Source organism: Mucilaginibacter gossypiicola, from assembly GCF_900110105.1.
Taxonomy (GTDB): domain Bacteria; phylum Bacteroidota; class Bacteroidia; order Sphingobacteriales; family Sphingobacteriaceae; genus Mucilaginibacter; species Mucilaginibacter gossypiicola.
On sequence record NZ_FOCL01000004.1, the window covers coordinates 34493 to 56529 of the forward strand.

The window sequence follows — 22037 nt, forward strand, 5'->3', positions numbered from 1 at the left end:
GCAATTGTTCAAAAAATATTTTAATTGTTTTTTGAACAATTAAAATAAAATATTATACCTTAGGTTTTAATTAGCTCAATCATCCCGCTTTAAACGAGGCTAATTACCAATTATATTAATTTGAACACGGCAGAAACCGTTTTGCCATTTCTGATAAAAGTAAATACAACAGATAGAGGAGATGTTGGACACAGAGATTAGGTACTTGCTTAATGACATTGCTTTAAACAGCAGCAGGACTTCTTTCAAGAGGCTCTATCTGGCTTATTATGGTAAATTATTTAGCCTGGCAAAATCATTGGTAAAGCAGGATGAACTGGCTGAAGAAATCACCAACGATGTTTTTATGAACCTTTGGGGGCGTCGTGCTTCGATAGCAGAGATCAACAACTTTACTTATTACTGCTATACATCGGTTAAAAATAAGTCACTTACCTGTCTTGCAAAAAATCAGCTTAAGCGTGTGAATATCGATGAGGTGAATGTAGATGTTGTCGATTCAAGCGCTACCGGCGAAGATAAGCTGGTTTATGAAGATCTTACTAAACTGATCAATACTACCTTAAACAAACTATCCGATCAATGCCGCCTTGTTTTTAAGCTGATAAAAGAGGATGGTTTGAAATATCGCGAGGTGGCCGATCTGCTTGATATCTCCATTAAAACTGTTGAATACCACATAGGCAACGCGCTGAAAACCCTTGCACAAGGGTTAAAAGACACCCAAAAAATGGCAATACCAGCCAGTCTCGAAAAAATTTCAAAAAATATTTAGTCTGCCTACTGGGGTATCCCTATTATTTACAGTCTTTATATATAGAACCGTAAATAATGATCAACAACATCTGGATACTTATTGGCAAAAAGTTAAATGGTGAAGCTTCGCCCGAAGAGTTACTTGAACTTGAGCAACTGTTGCAGCAACAGGAAGCAGCCGGTATGTACCCAATGGATGGGCTTGAAGCGATCTGGAAAAATGACCAGCAAGCCAGCCAGGATGAAAAGCTGTTAAACAAATGGGATGCATTTGAGGCAGAACTTGATGCCATTGAAGAAAAGGAAGCTGCAGAAGCTGCCCAGGTTATCACAATCCAAACCAAAGCAAAAAAAGCGAGGATCATCAAGCTGGCGTCGTTATTAGCCGCCGCATGTTTATTGCTGGGCGTATTTTGGTTTACCCGCAAGGAAACTATCACCACCGGGAAATCTAACGAAATAACTGCCCCTAAAAATGGTATCAGTAAAATTCAACTACCAGATGGTAGCCGGGTTTGGCTTAACATGGGCAGCAAGCTCACTTACGGTAATGATTTCGGTACCGATCAAAGAAGGGTAAACCTTGTTGGTGAGGCATTTTTTGATGTGGTTAAAGATCCTCAGCATCCTTTTGTAGTAACTACGCCAACAATCAGTGTCAGGGTGTTGGGTACTAAGTTTAATGTGCGCTCATACAATAATGATAAAACGTCCGAAGCCGCACTCATTCGCGGTAAAATAGAACTTACCGTTTTAAGAAATCCCGAAAAGAAGATCATCCTTAATCCCTCAGAAAAACTTACGATAATCAACAATCAGGAGCCGCAAATTAAAGGTAATATTCCTACGGATAGGATAGCCGAAGAAACACCGCTTATAGCGCTAAGCCGCATTCATCAAGCCAAAAAGGATACTTTGCCATCTGAGGCTTTATGGCTTGAAAATAAACTGGCTTTTGACGCCGAGGACTTTGAAAACATAGCCCAAAAAATGGAGCGCCGCTATAATGTAAATATTGTTTTTGAAAATGAAGATGTTAAAAAGCTGCGCTTTACCGGCAAGTTTGAAAAAGAACCAATTAACAAAGCTTTGTTGTACCTGCAAAGGACAGCGGCGTTCCATTATAAAATAGACACTAACCAAATTGTAATTTATTAATAACTAAAACTTTATGAGATAAGCCTATGCATAGAAAAGTATAAAACCTCAGGCCATAAAAAATGGGAAGATGTTCCCGCATCCCCCCATTATAATGTGGTACAAATTAACTACCAGTCCTTCTATAAACCCAATAGTTAAATAACCTTAATGCTAAATTATGAAAAAAAATGCACACCGCATTAACCCATTGCGGCTGAACCAATTTTTGAAAGTACTTCTTATGTTTAAATTTATCTGTATCCTGGTACTCGTCTCCTCGTTGCAGGCGTTTTCAAAAGGATATGGTCAGACCCGCATCAACGTAAATTTCCAAAACGTATCGCTGAAAAAGGCGCTGAAGGAAATTGAAAAGAAGTCTGACTATCGCTTTTTGTACAACGACGACATGTTGTTGAAAAACGACATGCCCGCCAGTTTAAATACAAAAGATGCATCGCTTGAAGAGGTGATGAAAATTGTACTTAGCAACACTAACCTGAATTATACGGTAAGCGATAATAACCTGGTTATCCTTACAGAAAAGGGAGCAGCGATGGCTCCCGGCGCTATTAACGGTAAAGTGACTGACGAGTCTGACTTGCCCATGCCTGGTGTTACTGTAAAGGTGAAAGGCACCAATGTAAGTGCCCAAACCGATTTACAGGGGCGTTATACTTTAAATATTCCAGACAGCAATACCAGTGGTGTAGTGCTCGTGTTTTCGTTTGTGGGTTATGCCTCGCAGGAAATAACAGTTAACGGCAGCTCCCTGATCAATGTGCAGTTAAAAGCAGCTTCAAACTCTTTGAATGAAGTAATTGTGGTTGGATACGGTACACAGAAAAAGGAAAACCTTACAGGCTCGGTTGCTGTGGTAAACCTTAAAGAAGCCAATAAACGTGTAACACCTGATGTTGCGAGGGCTTTACAAGGCCAGGTTGCGGGTGTGCAGGTAAATGGTTCGGGTGTACCGGGCGAAGGTGTTTCTATCCGCATTCGCGGCGTAAGCTCGCTGATCAATAACAATCCGCTTTATATTATTGACGGCGTACCAACCATGGAACCCTTTGATTTTCCGACTACAGATATAGAAAGTTTACAGGTAATCAAAGATGCTTCTGCAGGTGCTATTTATGGCTTCCGCGGCGCTAATGGTGTGGTGATCATCACCACCAAAAAAGGCCGTAATGGCGCCATGAAGATCAACTATAATGGTTACGCAGGCTTCCAGAAAAATCCAAAAACATTGTCGGTTACCGATAGGGTAGGTTATCAGAAAATTGCCGATGCGGCCGAAACTAATGCTGGTTTATCGCTGGCTCCGGGTAATGACCCATCATCAAGCAAGTTTATCAGCAACGTAAATACCGATTGGCAAAAATCCGGGTTCAGAACGGGTTATACCCAAAGTCATGATCTGGGTTTATCCGGCGGTAACGAAAATATGAGTTATAGCGTTGCTTTTGATTACTTTAACCAAACCGGTACAACTGTATCCGGCCCTTCATATACCCGCTATAACCTGAGCGGTAATATCCAGGGTAAAAAAGGTATCGTGTCTTTCGGTAGTAAGTTTGCTTATACTGAAGGCGACTATAACAATTTGGCCTATCCTCACCTGCACGGAACCGGTAACCAGATAGTTGACCTTGTTACAGCTATCCCTACCATGCCTATTTATGACCCTAACCGTGTTGGAGGTTATGGTGGTGTTGATCAAAATACCCAAAGGGCAATCTCTTTGAATATCATCGGCGTAAATAACCTGTTAAACAGCACCGGGCAACGTAACCGGATGATGGCATCGGCGTGGATGGAGGTAGAATTTATTAAAAATCTGAAATACCGTCTTAGCGCAAGTTACGATCGTAACGATTTCAAGAATACTTACTTTGATCCTATTTATGACCTTGGCTGGTTTTATCCAAATACCACCGCATACTACAGTGATGCGCGCGGCAACTATTACACTGCACTTGTCGAGAATACATTAAGCTACAAGTTTGACATCAGCAAGCACCATGTAGAATTATTGGCAGGTACAGCTTATCAAAAAGATAAAAATGATAACCTGACAGGCATTGCGTACAACCTGCCTCAGCCATACTTGTTCGCGTTTGATAACGTGAGTAATACTACCGATAAAACAGTATTTGGTAACAGTAACGAGCGTAAATTTTACTCGCCAATATTTGGCCGTGTAAACTATAACTATGACGACCGTTACCTGTTGACTGCCAACTACCGTCGCGACGGTACATCGCAGCTGCCGGAATATAACCGCTTTGGTAATTTTGCCGGTGTATCTGTGGGATGGAATATCAATAAGGAGAAATTTCTGCACCTGCCCGAAACCATCAGCCAGTTAAAGTTAAAAGCAGGTTATGGTACATTGGGTAACGTAAATGCCCTTGCATTTTATCCTTACCAGGCGGTAGTAAATGCCAATGCCAGCTATGTATTCGGCAATACCCTTGCATCGGGAGCAACTCAAACCCAGGTGTTTGATCAAACCAATAAATGGGAGCAAAAACAAACGACTAATATTGGTTTGGATTTGAGCCTGTTTCACGATCAATTAAGCTTTTCATCAGAGTATTATATCAACAAGATCAAAGGCATCCTGTTATCAGTACCTATTCCGGTTTCGGTAGGGGCTATCAACACGCCGCTGGTTAATGCCGCTTCGTTTACCAATAAAGGCATCGAGTTTACAGTCACTTATCGCAGCAGGGATACCGGTCCGTTCAATTACACCATTAGTGCAAACGCTTCAACCGTGAAAAATAAAGTAACGTCATTGGGCAATGGTGGTAACCCGATATACGGCGCATACAGCAAAACAGCTGTTGGAGGCGAAGTAGGTGAGCTGTACGCTTTTAAAACTGAAGGCATTTTTAAAGATGCGGCTGATGTGGCGGCACATGCCACTCAAACAGGAGCAGCCCCGGGCGATGTTAAGTTTGTTGATACCAATAAAGACGGTATCATCAACGATGCCGACCGTGTTTACTTAGGCTCGGCTATTCCTAAATTATACTATGGTTTTAACTTAAGCGCTAATTACAAAAACTTTGATGCATCAGTATTTATACAAGGCAACTATGGCAGCAAAATTGCCAACGGCGTGTACCAGGCTTTAATGACAGGTCAGTACACCAATGCCAGCACCGATGAGCTGAACTATTGGACTCCTAATAACACCAATACCAATGTGCCGCGCCCAATAATCGGTGATCCTAATGCCAATAACCGCAATTCTGACAGGTTTATTCAAAGCGGCTCATATGCCCGTTTACAAACCGCGCAATTGGGGTATACGCTGCCTGCAGGTTTGTTGAACCGTACGCACGTGATCAGGAGCCTGAGAGTTTACCTGTCAGGACAAAATCTGTACACTATTACCAAGTACAAAGGTTTCGACCCTGATTTTATTAACGATGGTACCATTAACCGTGGCTTTGATTATGGCTCGTTCCCAAATCCACGCACTTTACTGGTAGGCTTACAATTAGGATTATAAAAACTGATTAACGATTTAACATTATTTATAATGAAAACGATATATACAAAGGCAGTATTAACGCTATTGTTGGTAGCCGCATTTGCCATGGGGTGTAAAAAGAGCGACCTGACTACGGTAAACCCTAACGCGCAAACAACTCAAACATTTTGGCAAAACTCCAGCGATGCTGTAAAAGGGATTAACGCTGTATATGGCAGCTTAATTATTGATGGCTCATACATGCGCTTTTCGCCGATAGTTGAAAATACAAGGGGCGATGATGCTACAAGCTACAGTCCATGGGATCAGATCTATAACATGGGTAAGTTTAACATGCAGAGCACTGGCGATGGCGTACTATTTTCATGGACGGCCTACTACCAGGGTATTTTACGTGCAAACGAGGTACTGAAGTATGTGCCGGCCATCAACATGGATGCCGAACTGAAGAAACGTGTATTGGGTCAGGCTTATTTTCTTCGTGGATTGTACTATTTCCACCTGGCCGATTTTTATAAAAACGTGCCCATGCCGTTGGTTCCTGCTGCATCAAGTGCCGATTATTTCCAAAAACAACAACCTCAGGATGTAGTTTGGGCGCAGGTGATCAGCGATTTTAAAGCGGCTGAAGGCATGCTGCCAACAACGTACACTGGCTTATCACCCGATGGGCAGATAGGTCGTGCTACAAAAGGAGCAGCAGCAGCATACCTGGGTAAAACCTACCTGTTTACTAAAAAGTATGCTGAGGCAGCAGCCGAGTTTAAATCGGTAATTGATATGGGGCTTTATAGCCTTGTACCTAATTACTATGATAACTTTTTTGCCAATAATGAAAACAATGCTGAGTCGATATTCGAAGTGCAGTTTTCAAGAGATGCTGGCGGTACTGATCTGGGCTGGGGCGGCGACCCATCATCGGGATGGGGACGTACATCTGCCCGTGCCATCACTTTTGGTGCAGCAAGTTTTGGCTTTACCGATGTGCAGCCAACGCCAGCATTGTACAACGAATATCTGCAGGAAAAAACAACCAGCGGCGGCACAGACCCGCGTTTGGATGTAACAATGTACTACAACAAGCCCGGTGAAAAATTGTATAACCAGGATTTTGCAACCCGCTACGCAGGTAGCTCGTCATTAAACGCTTTGTTTTGCCACAAATATGAGAACGGTGATAGCGGGCAGGCTGATGAATACGACTGGAGATCGGGTATTAACGAAAGGCTCATGCGTTATGCCGATGTGCTGCTGATGTACGCCGAATGTTTGAACGAATTAGGCACTACAAACGATGCTTATCAATACATTCAAATGGTGCGTAACCGTGTTGGTTTGCCCAACCTGGCTACCGTTAAACCGGGTATGAGCCAGGCCGAAATGCGCGAGCAGATAGGCCACGAACGTTTCCTGGAGTTTTCGCTGGAAGGTCACAGGTTTGATGATATCCGTCGCTGGGGCTGGTTGCAGGACGCAACTAAACTGGCCTGGCTTAAAGCACGTGATCCGGAATTTAATACTTATACCCCGGGTAAGGAGTATTTGCCAATACCACTTACAGAGGTACAAACCAATGTTGGTTTGGTGCAGAATACAGGGTATTAATAAAAAAGCGCAGGGGCGCTTTAAGTTCCCCTCTTGAGAGGGGGCGCGTAGGAATGAGCGAAAGCAGGGGTGTGTTATACGGGCGATGCTTGGAGCAGAAACACACCCCTACACCCCTCTCAAGAGGGGAATCGCACAATCCCGTGCTTTTCTCGAAGGTTAATATATAAACAAATAAAAAATTCTCTTCTGTAGGAGGAGATATAGAGACGGCTTATGAAAGCGAAAAATCTATACCTAATCGTGGCGCTTGCCGCGGCCATATTTTCCTGCTCAAAAAAGGAAACACCTGTGCCAACAACCACAAAAACTGATACTACCACCACACCGGTAACAAGCACCTTTGATATCAATAGCATCAGTGATACGTATGCCGATATAGCCGCTTTTACCTATTATCCTAAGTGGACGGTGTATAACGTGCATGATCCATCTATCAAAAAATTTGGCGATTATTACTATTGCTATAGTACTGATGTGGCTTTTGGCACCGATGTAAGATCGGGGCTGCAAATTCGCCGGTCGAAGGATTTGGTGCAGTGGGAGTATGTGGGCTGGGTGTTTTCGTCGTTGCCGGCACAGGGCTCTGCTTATATAACAGGAAAAGGTGGTACGCCTTATAATGCTTTGTGGGCTCCATATGTAATGAAAGTGGGTTCTGAATACAGGTTGTACTATTCGCTTTCATCAGCAGTGGCACGTTTAAGTGTTATTGGTATGGCAACTGCTTCAGCTCCGGATGGCCCGTGGACAGAGAAAGGTATCGTGGTAACATCTGCTAATGATGCCAGTATCCAAACCAACGCTATTGATCCAACGGTAATAACTACGACCAGCGGCGAGCAATATATGTACTACGGTTCGGCCTGGGATGGCATTTATATCCTGAAGCTTGATCCTTCAACAGGCCTTGCTGTTTCACCGGGTGATAAGGGGAAACGCATAGCCAACCGTGGTTTTACAGGTGGTAAATACAACGGCAATATTGAGGGTGCCGAAGTGATCTACAATCCCGATCTGAAAAAGTATTTCCTGTTTATCAGTTATGATTGGCTGCAAACCAAATATAACGTAAGGGTAGGGCGGGCCGATAGTCCGACCGGGCCATTTTATGATTATAACGGGCACGACGTTAATACCGATGAAGATCATGGTCCGATGCTCCTTGCTCCGTATCAGTTTACCAATCAAAGCGGTTGGCAGGGTACAGGCCATTGCGCGGTGTTTGATAATGGCAGCGGGCAATATTACATGGCACACCAGGGCAGGCCGGGGATCAACTCGTACTTTATGGACCTGCACGTTCGCAAAATATCCTGGACGCCTGATGGCTGGCCGATAGTATCGCCCGAGCGTTATGCCAACGTTGCCCAAACAACCATAGCTTCAACTGATGTAGCAGGAACCTACGAAAAAATCATACTGAATTATCACGTAGTACCGGGCTATGGGACCGAGCAAACCAATCCGGATTTTCAGGTTTCAACAACCTTTAAGCTGGATGCAGCCGGCACTATTGATGGCAATACTGCAGATAAATGGACCTTCGCCGCTCCGTGGCTCGAACTTAAATACAGCAATGGTGACACGTATGAACTGAAAGTTGAGCGTGAGCGCGACTGGGAAAATAAAATAACATCAACCCTGATATTTACCGGGTTAGATAACCATGGCACTGCCATTTGGGGAAAGAGAAAACAATAGGTTTGTTTTTATATAGGTTGGTAGCCCTTCGGTTTAATTACTGAGGGGCTTTTTTGTTGGGATGGGGTTTAATAAATTATGTTTTTTGAATTGGGCTATGTTGTTTAATGCCCTGGAATTGAAAATATTTTCCACAATTCATTGTTTTTCTGTTACTTATTCGTATCTTGAAAATACCAAAATTAACCTGAGTACTCATGAAAAGTGTAAAGCATATCCTGGCCCGTAAGGGGAGCAATGTTACTGCCGTACCCGCCGAAACTACTGTGTTTAATGTGTTGAAGTTGATGGCCGATAAAAATATAGGATCGGTAGTGGTTACCGAAAACGGCAGATACCTGGGGCTGATGACCGAAAGGGATTACTCCCGTAAAATTATCCTGATGGGCAAACACTCCGACGAAACTACGGCCGGCGAGATCATAAGTACCAACTTCCCGAGGATCACCCCCGAGTCGTCTGTTGATGAATGTATGCTGATCATGAGCGAAAACAACATCAGGTATTTACCGGTGTTTGATGTTGCTGATCAGTTATGTGGTATCATTTCGATGAGTGATGTGGTATACGAAACTATCCACTCGCAGAGGGAAACTATCGAGCAATTGCACAGCTATATCCAGTCAACATAGGCTATTGTTCACCAGGCTTCGTTAAATTTTATCCAATAAATATCATCCCATCCATTGCCGGGGCCGTTAAGTAGCGCTTGTAATTGTCTGTACGTTTTAGTTTGGCCGTTATTTAACTGGCTGTTAATGCGGTTGCTGGTAAAGATCAAGTATTTTTTGTCGGTGGTTACATAAGGGCAGTAATCAAGTGCTGTGCTGTTTATTGGAGCAGGGAGATGTTTGGCAGGCAGCCAGTTGCCCAATTTATCTTTATGGCTTATGTATAAGTCCCCATGCCCAAGGTCATCGGCGCGCCCGTAGCAGCTAAACATAATGAATTGCTCATCCGGATCAATAAAGGCGTTAAACTCATCGTATTTGGTATTCACATCTTCGGGTAAGCTTTCGGGTTTGGTATAGCCCGTTGCCTTTGGTTTGCAAATAACAATATCTTCGCTGCCTTTGCCGTAATCGGCTTCCACGGTAAAATATAGGTTGCCGCTTTTAGCTATGCTGGGATAATATTCACTTTTGGCTGAGTTGACTTCCGGGCCAAGATTTTCGGGTTGGCCCCAGTTTCCTGCCTTGTCGCGTTTAACCCGCCAAATGTCAAAATCCTTTTTGGCGATGGTGTCATTCAGAGGCCTGTCTGACGAGAAATAAATGGTTTGGCCATCCGGCGAGAAGCTTGCTTCCAGGTCACGGTAACGGCCCGAGAAGGGGGCAATTTCGGGCTTGCTCCATTTGCCATTTTTCTTTTGGATATGCAAAATAGTACTGGTGATAAAACGAGGTTGTTGCAGTGTGAAAAATATTTCGTCGCCCTGTGGCGAGATGGTAAAATCGCGGTTGCTCAACCCATCAGTAAGGATACCTTGCGCAAACAGGCGTGGCGTATCACCCGGAAAATTGGCATCGGGATAGGTGATCTGTGCCAATCCACTAAAGGCAATCAGCATAAAAACACAAAGCGGAATTAATTTGCTATATACCATGATTATCAAATTTATACGGTAATAATTGCTGGCTTATCACCCCAATAGGGGGATATTGGGCTTTGCTCAATTAAAATACGGTTTATTAATTATGTTTGTTTACCCAATCCGTTTTTATGAAGGTTTTTATTGTAGCTGCCAGTGCGTTTATGTTGTCGGTATTTCCGGTAAAAAAGCAACAAACATTTGATGCCTTTTGCAAAGATTTTGTAGCCGGCTACAACGGTTTGCATCTGCCGCAATTGGAGCTAAGCTACGTAAGTGGTTTGGAGCATATTGGTACCGCTGCCGATGTGCAAAAGCAACTGGACTTTTTTACAAAAGCGAAAACGGGCCTATCGGCTTTTGAGGCAGATCAATTAAATGAATCGGAAAAGGTAGATTATGAGCTGATCAGTTATGAAACCGGCCTCAACCTGGAACGAATTACTCTTGAACAGGACTGGTTGAAAAACAAACCGGCGGCTGTTCCAACAAACGGTATTATCAACATCCCCAACGGAAAAGCCTGGTATACTTACCTGCTTAAACGCTGGACAAGCGCCAATGCTACTCCCGATGAAATTTACCAGTTTGGACTAACGGAAGTTAGCCGCGTTCAAAAACATATCGATGCTATCCGCCTGCAAACCGGTTTAAGCGAAGACGATTTCTATAAACACCTCAATGATCCGTCCTTTTTTATCAGTGACCCTAAAGTAGTGCAGCAATCGTTTGAAAATACTAAAGAGATTATTTATGCTAACCTGCCGAAGTTATTTAACAATACCAATATAGCGCCGCTAAAAATTGAAAAAGGCGAAAGCCGGCAACTGGCGCAAACGCCCGGCTATTATGACAGCAATGTGTTTTACTATAACCTATTTGATAAACCTTACAATAAACGCCAGATTGATTGGCTTTTTATTCATGAGGGTGTCCCAGGGCATCATTACCAGGCCAGTATCGAAGCACAAACCAAGACATCAGCGGTACAGCAGCTGTTTTATTACATGGGCTTTGCCGAAGGCTGGGGGGCTTATACCGAAGAGTTGGGCAAACAACTTGGCGTTTATAAAACGCCATATGATGAGCTGGGTAAATGGGAGTGGGATATTGTACGTTCTGTTCGCGTACCGTTAGATGTTGCTCTGAATTATTACGGCTGGACAGATGAGCAAGCATTGGCTTTCTGGAAAAAAAATATCCGCGGACAGGATGACATTGCCATGCGCGAGATAGCCCGCATGCGCCGCTGGCCGGCACAGGTTGTTACCTACAAATATGGCGCATTGCAAATATTGCACTGGAAAGAAGAACTACAACAAAAGCAAGGCGCCAAATTTAATATCAGGGATTTCCATTCACGCGTACTTGACCACGGCTCGTTGCCATTGTTTATGGTGAAGGAAAATGTGTTTAAAAAGGGTTAAAATCCTTTGTTCAACAACTCCTGGTAGCAATCAATATACTGGCCTACATGAATACCATCAACCAAAGCATGGTTTACATGGATGGATAACGGCATGGTGCGCTTGCCATGATGTTCGGTCATTTTACCAAAGGAAATTTTGGGGCAGCTATCCACAAATGAAAACATACGCGCGTGTGACAACGAGGTAAAGTTGATCCACGGTAGTGACGAATAACGGATAACGTTGTTCAAAGCCTTACGTTCAAGCAGGTTGTTGCTTTGTACGCGCTCAATTTCTTTGTTTGCATCGCGGGCGAAATCTTCAAACAAAGGATGAAAAGGCCATTCGCCAAAGCCAAATGTGCCGTTAGCCCGTGGAACAGTTGAACTGGCGTCAATCCGGTCGTAAATAAAAACTTCGTCGTCTTCCATGCGGTACTTAAACGGCTCAATAGTTTGCGATGCAGCTAACGACTGGTACATGGTATAAAGGAAAAACGAGAGACTGTTATCCTTTACAAACTTATAAGCGGCGGTTACGTCAATGTTTACGTTTACGCCGTAATAGGGCTCCTCAAACTGTTTAAAAAAGGTGTAATGTTCTTTTCTGATCCAGTTTTCAATATCTACTTGTTGTTTCATAACTATTGCAGCTGCAATATTAAGGATATTAAGTTGTAAGTTAGAAGTACTAAGTTTTAAGTTAGAATCTGCTTTTTGACTTAAGGCTTATGACTACAGACTAATTTTTAACTTAACTTCGGGAAACACTAATCTGCCTTGAAATGTCATCTGCAATAAATAATATCCAAAATCAAAAAGCTGAAGTTTTTAAAGCCTTGCATGAACGCTATGGGTTGTTCATTATCCCCAATCCCTGGGATGCAGGTTCGGCTAAAATTTTAACGGGATTAGGTTTTGAGGCTTTTACCACTACAAGTGCCGGGCTGGCTTACGCACTTGGTCGCCCGGACGGGCACGCCTTGGTTAGTCTTAACGAAACACTTGATAATGCACGTGCTATAATCAATGCCACTCATTTACCGGTAGCCGCCGATTTGGAGAATGGTTTTGGCGATACACCTGAAATCTGTGCCGAAACAATTTTAGCAGCGGCCGGCGTGGGATTAGTTGGTGGTTCGATAGAGGATGCTACCGGGAATGATCAGGATCCAATTTACAATTTCGACCTTTCGGTTGCACGTGTAAAGGCCGCTGTTGAGGCGGCGCGAAGCCTGCCTTTTCATTTTACGTTGACGGCCAGGGCCGAAAACATGATCCACGGTAAAATAGACCTGCAGGATACCATCAGGCGACTGGTTGCTTATGCCGATGCAGGGGCCGACGTACTTTTTGCCCCGGGGCTTAAAACAAGGGAGCAAATAAGGGAAGTGGTAAAAGCTGTTACACCTAAACCCGTAAATATTGTACTTGGCGCTGCCGGATTTGATATCAGCTTTAATGAACTTGCCGATTTAGGGGTGAAAAGGGTAAGCCTTGGTTCGGCATTGGCAAGGGCGGCTTTGGGGGCTTTTCAGCGCGCTGCAATTGAGCTTGCAAAGGGCGGTTATAGTTTTGTGAATGATGCTGTACCTTATTCGGAATTAAATAAGATTTTTGGGAAATAATCAAATCTCTTTCCTTGGTTTAACCGTGGTGGTTTTTGAACTGTTTTGGCTTTTGGTCATGCCATAACCTGGTAATTTTCAGTCTGTAAAACTAATTCGCATTGATTTTTCAAAATACCAAGTGGTATATATTTATATCTTTGCGCCGATTTTAATAAAACCATCATGTTAAACAGAGTAGTTATAACAGGTCTGGGCGCCTTAACACCGCTTGGAAATAATGTAGAAACTTATTGGCAAAACTTAGTTGCCGGTAAAAGCGGCGCAGCAACCATCACCCGTTTTGATGCATCATTGTTCCGTACGCAATTTGCCTGCGAGCTCAAAGATTTCAATATAACAGAGCACCTGGATAAAGCCGAATTAAAACGTACCGATACCTTTACCCAATATGCGCTTGTAGCGGCCGATGAGGCTATCAAAGATTCGGGATTTGATTTGAGCAAAATGGACCCCTTTGATGTTGGTATCATTTGGGGTAGCGGACAAGGCGGTATGGAAACTTTTGAGGAACAGGTAACTGAATATGCAAGAGGTAACGGACAGCCAAGGTTTAGCCCGTTCTTTGTACCTAAGTTTATTTCTAATATGGCTTCAGGCATGATCTCTATCCGTAATGGTTTTATGGGGATCAACTATACTACCGTTTCGGCCTGTGCTACCTCAAATACTGCTATTATGGATGCCTTTAACTATATCCGTTTAGGCAAGGCTAAAATTATAGTTACAGGTGGTTCTGAAGCGCCTATTACGCCGGCTTCTATTGGTGGGTTTAGCTCAATGAAAGCCATGTCGGGCCGCAATAGTGACCCTCAGCATGCTTCAAGGCCGTTTGATATCGATCGTGATGGTTTTGTTATGGGCGAAGGTGCCGGTGCTTTAGTACTTGAAGACTATGATCACGCTGTTAGCCGTGGTGCACATATTTACGCTGAGGTAACTGGTGCATCAATGACTGCCGACGCTTACCACATGACAGCTACACATCCTGAAGGCCTTGGTGCTGCCCGTGCCATGCAACAGGCGCTTACCGAATCTGGCTTAAGTATTGAAGATGTTGACTACCTGAACATGCACGCTACTTCGACCCCGGTTGGCGACTTATCAGAAATCAACGCTTTACTTGCTGTCACAAAAGGTAAAGAAACAAACACCATCATTGGTTCAACCAAATCAATGACAGGTCACCTGCTTGGTGCTGCCGGTGCTATTGAAGCTATCGCCGCTATAAAGTCAATCGAAAACCAAATTATACCGCCAACAATCAACACCACAACTTTAGACCCTGCCATTCCGGATTCTTTGAAGTTTGTATTGAAAGATGCTATCGACCATAAAGTAAAAGTAGCCATGAGCAATACTTTTGGCTTTGGCGGTCATAACGGCATTGTTGTGTTTAAAGCGATATAAAAGCGTTTGAAGACTTACGAAGTTTTTAAAACTTCGTAAGTCTTATATATACTGTTTAAGGTAGCAGCTTCCAGGTTTTAAGTTCGCCTTTTATCACCACCATAATTTTATTGGTTACCATCCGGTTCAGGATCACTTTAGCACCTATCCACAACAGGCTTTTAGTAAGCCAGCCCAGGTCTGCTACATTAAGCATAATGGTTTGGATCCTATCTTTTAAGCCTCCGCTAAACCTGTCAATATCCTGTTCTTTAATAGTAGGCCAGTTGTTGCCCGAACTAAATTTAATATCCGGGAATTTGATATCTTCTTCAAATATAGGGATGATTTGGTAGCTATCACTTTGGGTGGATTTATATTTGGCTTTGTCGGCATTGGCATAGCCGTCCACAAATATCGGATTAGTTGTAAGCGCCTTAGCCGGTACAGTAAAATAGTCGCGTAAAAAGATCTTGCAGTTGTGTCGTCCTAAAAAGAAATCATGAACCCTGAACTCTTTATTTAAGAATCCGCTAAACCCGCTTAGCGCACCGCAGGCTATGGCTTGTTCACCCGTTAAGTCGGTTGATTTACCATCCGATGTATCTACCCTTCGCGATGGTGTGATCAGGTACTGACCTGCGCAATCTTCGTCCATAGCGTCTTTAATATTAACAGCCTTTGAGCGCATTTGCGATAGCATGGATGACAGCGTTAAACCTACTACGTTTGATATAGCCCTTGACTGCGAAATTGGCGTAGGCGCCTGTGTAGGGAAGGGTTCAATCATCAACACGGTTGACACAAACTTGTTAAAGTTGTTGTAATCCGTATCCGGCTGACCGGTAAGGTCATCCAAAACGCTTCTAACCTTATCAAAAGGTTCGTTATTGATCATGCCGCCGTCAACATTCAGGGTTTGATATGCGCCGGCACCAATAGGGGTATTAGTTAGATAGTTGCTGAGCCATGGGTTATTGTTAACATATTGGGCATCACGTTTAACTATGCGCGATTGCAGGCCAACCGGAAAAGCGCCGGTTGCCATAGCTGCGTCGGCTGCTATATCGGTATTAACTTTGTTTTTCAGGTCGAGGGGCATCCAGCCATCGTTATGCCCGGTAATAGCATTTTCGGTTAGCTGAAAACATGCATAATCATTATGGATACGCATGTTATATTTGGTACGTTGCGGCGATGATGAATTAAACGGAACATTATAGGCATAGCCTTGAAGATTGGTAAGCGTAGTAAAGATCTTTAACCCAGGTTTGATATAGGCCGGGGTAGGTTGCCATTGTTTTGGATCGGCAGAAACAACACGTTTGGCAACATCATTAATAAAATCAGAGTTTAGGGCAGATATTACACCTGAACTTTTAATGTCAGCAGTATCGAGCATTTTCGAAAACATATCGGCCTGAACAAGATCAACCCATGAGTGGTAGAGCTTGTTTTCAGGGTGTTCGGCTAAGATATCTCCCGATGGTTTGTCAATATGGGTTATAGGGTTGTTAAGCGATGAAGCTGCCATGATACTGGTCATACCACCTGCCGATGCACCGCCCATTACCGGGATCTGCACCCTATGAGATGGAACGCCAGGCTGGCCGCGACGCTTGTCCCATTCGGTCAATGCCTGTAAAAGATAATCGATAACACCTGCTGTATAAGCTCCGGCAGATACGGCGCCGGCCATACAAAGTCCTACATAAAATACTTGCTGATCTGAAGTTTTATCTGCTGCCATGAGATAGATGTTAGGTTGGGTTGTGAAATTTATAAAAAGGATGCTGCAAAGTGGTACGTAAAAATACGTTAGTTGATAGCGGGTTTTACCCAATTACATAGCTTTATCGGCCTTTTGCGGTTTGGGTTGTTCCCTGGGTTTAAGTTCTTGATCAATAATCTGTTGTTCAAAGTCTTTCTCATCTTTGTGGTCGGTTTTAACTATCCACACCACTAATACTATTAACAGGGTTATTACAATGCCTACTGTAAAATAATTGACTTGCATGTTTATATATTTGGTTAACTAAATTTAACCGGGCTGTATTAACTGGCGATTAAGTTTCAGTGTGAAATAAAACCGGTTGACCCTTAGCTTTAAGAGATAGGGAGCCAATTAAACCAATTACATTATGCAAACTCAGGTAGCGGCTGTTACTATTGCCGTTAAAGATCTTGATGCTGTCAAGGCATTTTATACCAAAAAATTTGGATGGCAAATTCTTGCCGAAAATGAAGAGCTGGTAATGTTGAAGCTTGATAATTTGGTACTCACACTGTGTAGTGAGTTACTTTTTGCAGAGTATACAAATATAAGCAATAATGATGGGAGTAAGTGTTTTTATCTTACCATAAATCTTGCCTCAAAAACCGATGTTGATACAACAATAGCCCAATTAGATCAAGCGGGCGTACAAATACAAAAGCAGCCTGCAGAAACATTTTGGGGCGGTTATGCCGGTTTTATTGCCGACCCGGAAGGGAATTGCTGGGAGATCTGTTATAATCCCTATACTTAAAGCTGAAAAGTAAAACGTGTTTCTTCGGGTGTTGACATTACGAAGAGCTTGCCGCCATGCGCTTTTGCTATCTCTAAAGAGATGTATAAACCTAAACCTAAGCCTTGCTGTCCGGGTTTAACCTCGCCGCGCGAGAACGGTTGAAACAATCGTTCCATTGCCGCCACCGGAATTTGTTCGCCGGCGTTGCTTACTGAAAGTAAAAGGCCACCATCGGTATTGTTTGCAGATACATTAACAGGAGCATCTTTTTTACCATGTGCCAATGCGTTCGATAACAGGTTAGAGAATAGTTGCGCTATCCGGGTGCTGTCGCAAAATACGGTTCCGGTAATATTAAAATCGGTAATGATTTCCCGTTCGGGGGATGCCAAAAGCAGCTCGGAAATTACATGCGTAAGTGTTTTTTCAAGATGCTCATGATGAGTTAAAGATAGTGTAATTCCATCTCCAAGACGGCCGCGGGCAAAATCGAGCAGGTTATCTATCAGTCCCTTCATACGCATGGATGAATCCTGAAGGATGGCGGCCAGGCGCTTAAGGCGGTCATCAAGCGGCATCCGCATCATGAGCTGGCCAACATTTGATACAGCCGTTACCGGGTTACGCAGGTCGTGGCCTAAAATGGCAATGAACTGCTCGCGTAGCTCGGCGGTTTTTTGTTCTTCCAGAAGTTTCTCTTCGGTAAAAGCCAGTTGCTCAATCGCCTGTAAATGAAACGAGATGAGCTCGGCATAAAGCTTGAACATATTGATAACCTCGGGGGTATTGAGCCGGGCCGGGTTAGGGTCAATAGCGCAAAGCGTACCAAAAAAACTACCATCCTTACGGATAATAGGCATGGAGATATAGCTCTGGAAGCCGTACATTAAAGGTGTGTGATGGTTACGAAACCGCTCATCTTTTTCAACATGATCAATAATAACGGCTTCCTGGGTTTGCCTTATTTCATGGCAAATAGTGGTTTCTAATGTCAATTCGCCGCCTGGTACCAGGCCAAACTGAATGTGATCCAATACGGCACATGCTATCCATTTTTTTTCGGTAACACGGGCCACGGCTGCAAAACCCATCCCGGTTGTCCGGCAAATGACCTCCAGTATTGAACTTACTACGGGAATTTGGTTTACTGCTTCCAGATCAGCCTGGAGATTGGGGTCTAATGTGCCTGTCATTTGGGGGTTAAATTCGCCGTTATGTTTAAAAATACAAATATTACTAACACAAAACAGATGTATTTGTTGAATTAAGAATGATTTAACTGTATTGGTTAAATTGTTGTTCTTTAGTTAAATAAAAGCCGAATTTATAACTGTATGTGAATATGGTCATCATGTCTTACTGCCCGGCAGCCATGAAACCGGAGCTTTGGTGTGGTGATCCCCAACCGCGTTTTTAGATGAGGTTCAATAAATATTTTATTGATAGCGTTTTGTGCTGCAAATAAATTTACGAGGTCTTTTGTTCGCAAGCTATCGAACATAAAATTGGCTTTATTGCCCTGGGGAACTATTTTGGTTAGAAAGCTATATTGCCAATACCCTTTTACCAGGCAAGCCTGAGTTGTATTAACTTCTCCTGCACGCGGCCCCTCACTAATCCCGTACCCGATTGAAGATGGCGTTTTATTAGTCTCCAATCCTGTTTTGTTATCAATATAAAAAAATGCAAGATCCAGTTTTTTGCCATCATTATGGCTCAGGTGTGGCATAAGCGGAAAACCGTTAATAAAGGGAAAGCTTGCATCAAGATAATTTAAGGTGCTACCCGGATATTTTTTGTTCATTTCGGAGGCCACGGCAAAGGCGGCCTGCTTAAGCCGAGGGCGAACATAATTACGGTTAAACAAGCAGGTTAGCCGGTTTAACGGCCGTAAGTGGTTGGTTTCCGAGAATGAAAGGGGCACCCTGCCGCATAACCTGGCAAGCGGCGGCACAATTAAAAAAGTTGCAAGGCAATAAAGAAAGATAAAAACGGCAAGCTTTGTAAGTTGCCGGTATTTATTGCTTACCGTGTTGTTGGTCAGTTTATGAAAGCCTATCGAAATAATATAAACCAGCCCGCCAATTTGTGTGAAAACTGTAAGCAGGCAAAACAATAGAACAATAAGTATGGGTTTTACTATTTTCAATTGATTTTTAAATTCAATTTAGCGGTAATGTAAACCAAAAAGTACTGCCTTTGTCAATTTCGCTTTCAACACCCATTTGGCCCCCATGGCGGTCAATGATCTCCGCGCTGATGTATAAGCCAAGTCCAAGTCCTGAGTATTGAATCCCGGAAGTGTCAACCCTATAATATCGCTCAAATAAATGCGGAATTTTATCGGCAGGAATACCTTTACCAAAATCCTGGATAGATATTTTGGCCTCGTTGTCCTGTTTGGCAATGTTGATTATTATATGATTGCTTTCGGGTGCATATTTAACTGCGTTGTTTACGAAGTTAACAACAACCTGGTCAATGCGTTGCCTGTCGGCAAATAGCAGAAGTTCGGTATCTCCGGTGAGTTCTAATTCATGCGTGCCTGCAAGCCTGATATGATCACAACATTCATTGATCATTTGTGCGGCAAGGAAATGAGTTTTATGTAAAGATAGCTGCCCCGCAGTTATTTTTGATACATTGAGCAAGCTATCAACCAATTGCTGCATCTTATTTAAGCTGCTGTTACCACGGCTGATAAATTGAGGGATCTTATCAGACGAAGGATCAACCTTGATCAACCTGTCCAGTAGTTGCATTGACGCCTTGATGGATGTCATCGGTGTTTTTAGCTCATGGCTGGCTACGCTAATGAAATCGTCTTTTTGCTGCTGCAAATGTTTAAAATCGGTAATATCAAGCAAAGTGCCCAGTATACGTAATGGCTTGTTTATTGAGCCATAATAAACTTTGCCCTGCGCCCTGATCCAGCGTATAGAGCCATTTGGCCATATGATCCTCGCCTCATAAAATAGTTTTCCGGTGGTAAGGGCAGTTTTATGAGCATTATTGCGTAATTCTACATCATCGGGATGCAGTGCGTTTAAAAACAGATCGCGCGGTACATCGCGGCCAACGCCAAAAATAATGTTAAACCTTTCGGAGGTAAGGATCTCATCCGTAACCAGATCGAGGTCAAAGGTGCCAATTTCGGCTGCTTCAACTGCAAGCCTGGCTCTTTCTTCGGCTTCTTCAATTTTGCGCCGGGCAAAAAACTTTTCAGTTACATCAATAGCAATGACCATAACGGCACTGATTTCGCCGTCAAAACCTCTTATTGGCTCGTAAACAAAATCAATAAACACCATTTCGGGCACTCCATTGCGTACCAGTAATAATTTATGCTCTTTGGCGGTAATTGGTTGCCCCGTTTCAATAACATTGTCCATTACGGGCCCGTATAGATCGGCGGCTTCAGGTATGGCATCCCAAATGCCCCGGTTTTCCATTTCTGCACGTTTTCGGCCAACAAGCTCAAGATACGAATCGTTAACTACTTCAATTACCAGGTTGTCGCTGTTAATAATGCAGATACCTACAGGAGCCTGCTTCACCATGTTATACAAAGTATACCTGCTCTCTTCCATAGCCTGCCGTGCATGCTCAATTTCGGTAACATCGGTCGAGAAACAGATAACACCTACAATTTTACCACGCGTATTACGCACAGCCTGAAAGGTAAACTTATAGTAATTGATTTGTCGCTTTCCATTAATTATAAATTCGGCCGGTTCATTGTTGCCGTAGTAAGTTTCGCCGGTATTGTACACCTCGCTTATCTGGCTACTGAATGGCTGGCCATCAAGATCAGGCAGCGCTTCGTCAAATGGTTTCCCAATTACTGATTTATCCTTTCCCCAGGCTTTTAAAGCAGCTTCGTTGGCTATGGCTATGAACTTATCCTTGCCCATGCACATGTACACAGGAAAGGGCGATGCCTCAACAATACTTCGGAAAAAGTTTTCAGTAGGTTCCAAGTTACAGTGGGGGTTTTATAGGTAAACGATGCTCTCAAAAATAAAAATATTTCGTAGAGATTTAAATACCTGCGGTGGTTTCTGATTTGGTTTATTGATAATTAAAGAATTATCTGAAAACGGATTGTCATTAAATGCCCGGTTATGGAAAATGTGCGAAAAATGAACTTGATAGGCGAAAAACACCTGCTTACTGCTAAGTTAGCTATGGGCGGGCCAGGTACAGTAGCTTAGGTGTGATAGGCATATTTTTTTGATCAAACCCTGCCCACATTTGATCAAAAAAATATCACAGATGAAAAATAAATTTTTATTGGCATGTATAGTAGGGTTATTATCTGCCAGCACCATTTACGCCCGACCAGCAACCGAAACTGAGTACACCAGTGTGATCCGCGATTTCATTGACAGCCATATGACCTCTAACTTCAAGAAATTAAAATCAATCATGAGCGATAATTCTGTGTTGAAGATCCCGCGTGGAGAAAAGGTATTGGTACAGGAAAAAGACGATCTGGTGAGCATGATGAAAAAAGATGCCGGTACAACACAAAATTGTGCGTCAAGCTATGAGGTACTTGCCAAAAGCGATGCTATGGTGATTGCGAGGGTTGATTTTAATTATGAAAACTGTTCGCAGCATGATTACCTGATCATCGAAAAAAACGACAAACAAGACTGGAAAATTACCCAGGTTTGCAAAATGTTTGAGGATATAAAAACACCTTTAACCAACGACAATTCTGTAGTAGCCAAAAACTAAATTTTACTCCATTAACTGATAATAATTAATCACCCTATTGGGGTGATTTTTTTTATTT

At 43.1% G+C, this 22037-nt stretch carries 18 protein-coding genes; 11 read left to right on the forward strand and 7 right to left on the reverse strand.

The features are described 5' to 3' along the window. The first annotated feature begins 181 nt into the window (after positions 1-181). The 6 genes from BMX50_RS13930 (at position 182) to BMX50_RS13955 (ending at position 9342) form a co-directional block, all read left to right on the forward strand. Positions 182-775, forward strand: a complete 594-nt coding sequence (locus BMX50_RS13930; protein WP_091211158.1) for an RNA polymerase sigma-70 factor — start codon at positions 182-184, stop codon at positions 773-775. Between the two features lie 56 nt (positions 776-831). Beyond that, complete coding sequence (locus BMX50_RS13935; RefSeq protein ID WP_091211159.1) at positions 832-1914, forward strand: FecR family protein; 1083 nt, start codon at positions 832-834, stop codon at positions 1912-1914. Between the two features lie 160 nt (positions 1915-2074). Next, the gene (locus BMX50_RS13940; protein WP_091211160.1) at positions 2075-5419 is read left to right on the forward strand and encodes a SusC/RagA family TonB-linked outer membrane protein; all 3345 of its coding nucleotides are present in this window, start codon (positions 2075-2077) and stop codon (positions 5417-5419) included. Between the two features lie 30 nt (positions 5420-5449). Beyond that, on the forward strand, positions 5450-7006 hold the full coding sequence (locus BMX50_RS13945; RefSeq protein WP_091211161.1) for a RagB/SusD family nutrient uptake outer membrane protein: 1557 nt from the start codon (positions 5450-5452) through the stop codon (positions 7004-7006). A 216-nt stretch (positions 7007-7222) separates the two neighbouring features. Continuing rightward, entirely contained in the window at positions 7223-8710 is a 1488-nt protein-coding gene (locus tag BMX50_RS13950; protein WP_091211162.1) for an arabinan endo-1,5-alpha-L-arabinosidase, read from the forward strand. 197 nt (positions 8711-8907) lie between these two features. Continuing rightward, on the forward strand, positions 8908-9342 hold the full coding sequence (locus BMX50_RS13955) for a CBS domain-containing protein (RefSeq protein ID WP_091211163.1): 435 nt from the start codon (positions 8908-8910) through the stop codon (positions 9340-9342). Positions 9343-9350: 8 nt separating this feature from the next. On the opposite strand, the gene BMX50_RS13960 is transcribed toward BMX50_RS13955, so the two are convergent. Beyond that, the gene (locus BMX50_RS13960) at positions 9351-10316 is read right to left on the reverse strand and encodes a TolB-like translocation protein (RefSeq protein ID WP_091211164.1); all 966 of its coding nucleotides are present in this window, start codon (positions 10314-10316) and stop codon (positions 9351-9353) included. A gap of 116 nt (positions 10317-10432) precedes the next feature. Between BMX50_RS13960 and BMX50_RS13965 the strand changes: the two genes are divergently transcribed. Then, positions 10433-11728, forward strand: coding sequence for a DUF885 domain-containing protein (locus BMX50_RS13965; protein WP_091211165.1), 1296 nt, complete (start codon positions 10433-10435; stop codon positions 11726-11728). Here BMX50_RS13965 and BMX50_RS13970 read toward each other — a convergent pair. After that, entirely contained in the window at positions 11725-12351 is a 627-nt protein-coding gene (locus BMX50_RS13970) for a chloramphenicol acetyltransferase (protein ID WP_091211166.1), read from the reverse strand. The two genes, BMX50_RS13965 and BMX50_RS13970, sit on opposite strands and share 4 nt — an antisense overlap. 143 nt (positions 12352-12494) lie before the next feature. Here BMX50_RS13970 and BMX50_RS13975 point away from each other — a divergent pair, with 143 nt between their 5' ends. Then, on the forward strand, positions 12495-13337 hold the full coding sequence (locus BMX50_RS13975; protein WP_091211167.1) for an isocitrate lyase/PEP mutase family protein: 843 nt from the start codon (positions 12495-12497) through the stop codon (positions 13335-13337). A gap of 165 nt (positions 13338-13502) precedes the next feature. Continuing rightward, positions 13503-14747 carry a beta-ketoacyl-ACP synthase II gene (fabF, locus tag BMX50_RS13980; RefSeq protein WP_091211168.1) on the forward strand — a complete coding sequence of 415 codons (1245 nt, stop codon included), beginning with the start codon at positions 13503-13505 and terminating at the stop codon, positions 14745-14747. 55 nt (positions 14748-14802) lie between these two features. Here the strand turns inward: fabF and BMX50_RS13985 are convergent, their stop codons facing one another. Then, positions 14803-16476: a patatin-like phospholipase family protein gene (locus tag BMX50_RS13985; RefSeq protein WP_091211169.1), complete on the reverse strand. Its 1674-nt coding sequence runs from the start codon at positions 16474-16476 to the stop codon at positions 14803-14805. A gap of 93 nt (positions 16477-16569) precedes the next feature. Further along, positions 16570-16743: a hypothetical protein gene (locus tag BMX50_RS34510; protein WP_167667914.1), complete on the reverse strand. Its 174-nt coding sequence runs from the start codon at positions 16741-16743 to the stop codon at positions 16570-16572. 124 nt (positions 16744-16867) lie between these two features. Between BMX50_RS34510 and BMX50_RS13990 the strand changes: the two genes are divergently transcribed. Beyond that, complete coding sequence (locus BMX50_RS13990; protein ID WP_091211170.1) at positions 16868-17254, forward strand: VOC family protein; 387 nt, start codon at positions 16868-16870, stop codon at positions 17252-17254. On the opposite strand, the gene BMX50_RS13995 is transcribed toward BMX50_RS13990, so the two are convergent. The 3 genes from BMX50_RS13995 to BMX50_RS14005 form a co-directional block, all read right to left on the reverse strand. Then, positions 17251-18429, reverse strand: coding sequence for a GAF domain-containing sensor histidine kinase (locus tag BMX50_RS13995; RefSeq protein ID WP_091211171.1), 1179 nt, complete (start codon positions 18427-18429; stop codon positions 17251-17253). The genes BMX50_RS13990 and BMX50_RS13995 overlap by 4 nt on opposite strands. A 131-nt stretch (positions 18430-18560) precedes the next feature. Then, entirely contained in the window at positions 18561-19385 is an 825-nt protein-coding gene (locus BMX50_RS14000) for a hypothetical protein (protein ID WP_091211172.1), read from the reverse strand. A gap of 13 nt (positions 19386-19398) precedes the next feature. Further along, complete coding sequence (locus tag BMX50_RS14005; protein WP_091211173.1) at positions 19399-21216, reverse strand: PAS domain-containing sensor histidine kinase; 1818 nt, start codon at positions 21214-21216, stop codon at positions 19399-19401. Positions 21217-21511: 295 nt separating this feature from the next. Here BMX50_RS14005 and BMX50_RS14010 point away from each other — a divergent pair, with 295 nt between their 5' ends. Then, entirely contained in the window at positions 21512-21979 is a 468-nt protein-coding gene (locus tag BMX50_RS14010; protein WP_091211174.1) for a nuclear transport factor 2 family protein, read from the forward strand. Positions 21980-22037: the final 58 nt, after the last annotated feature.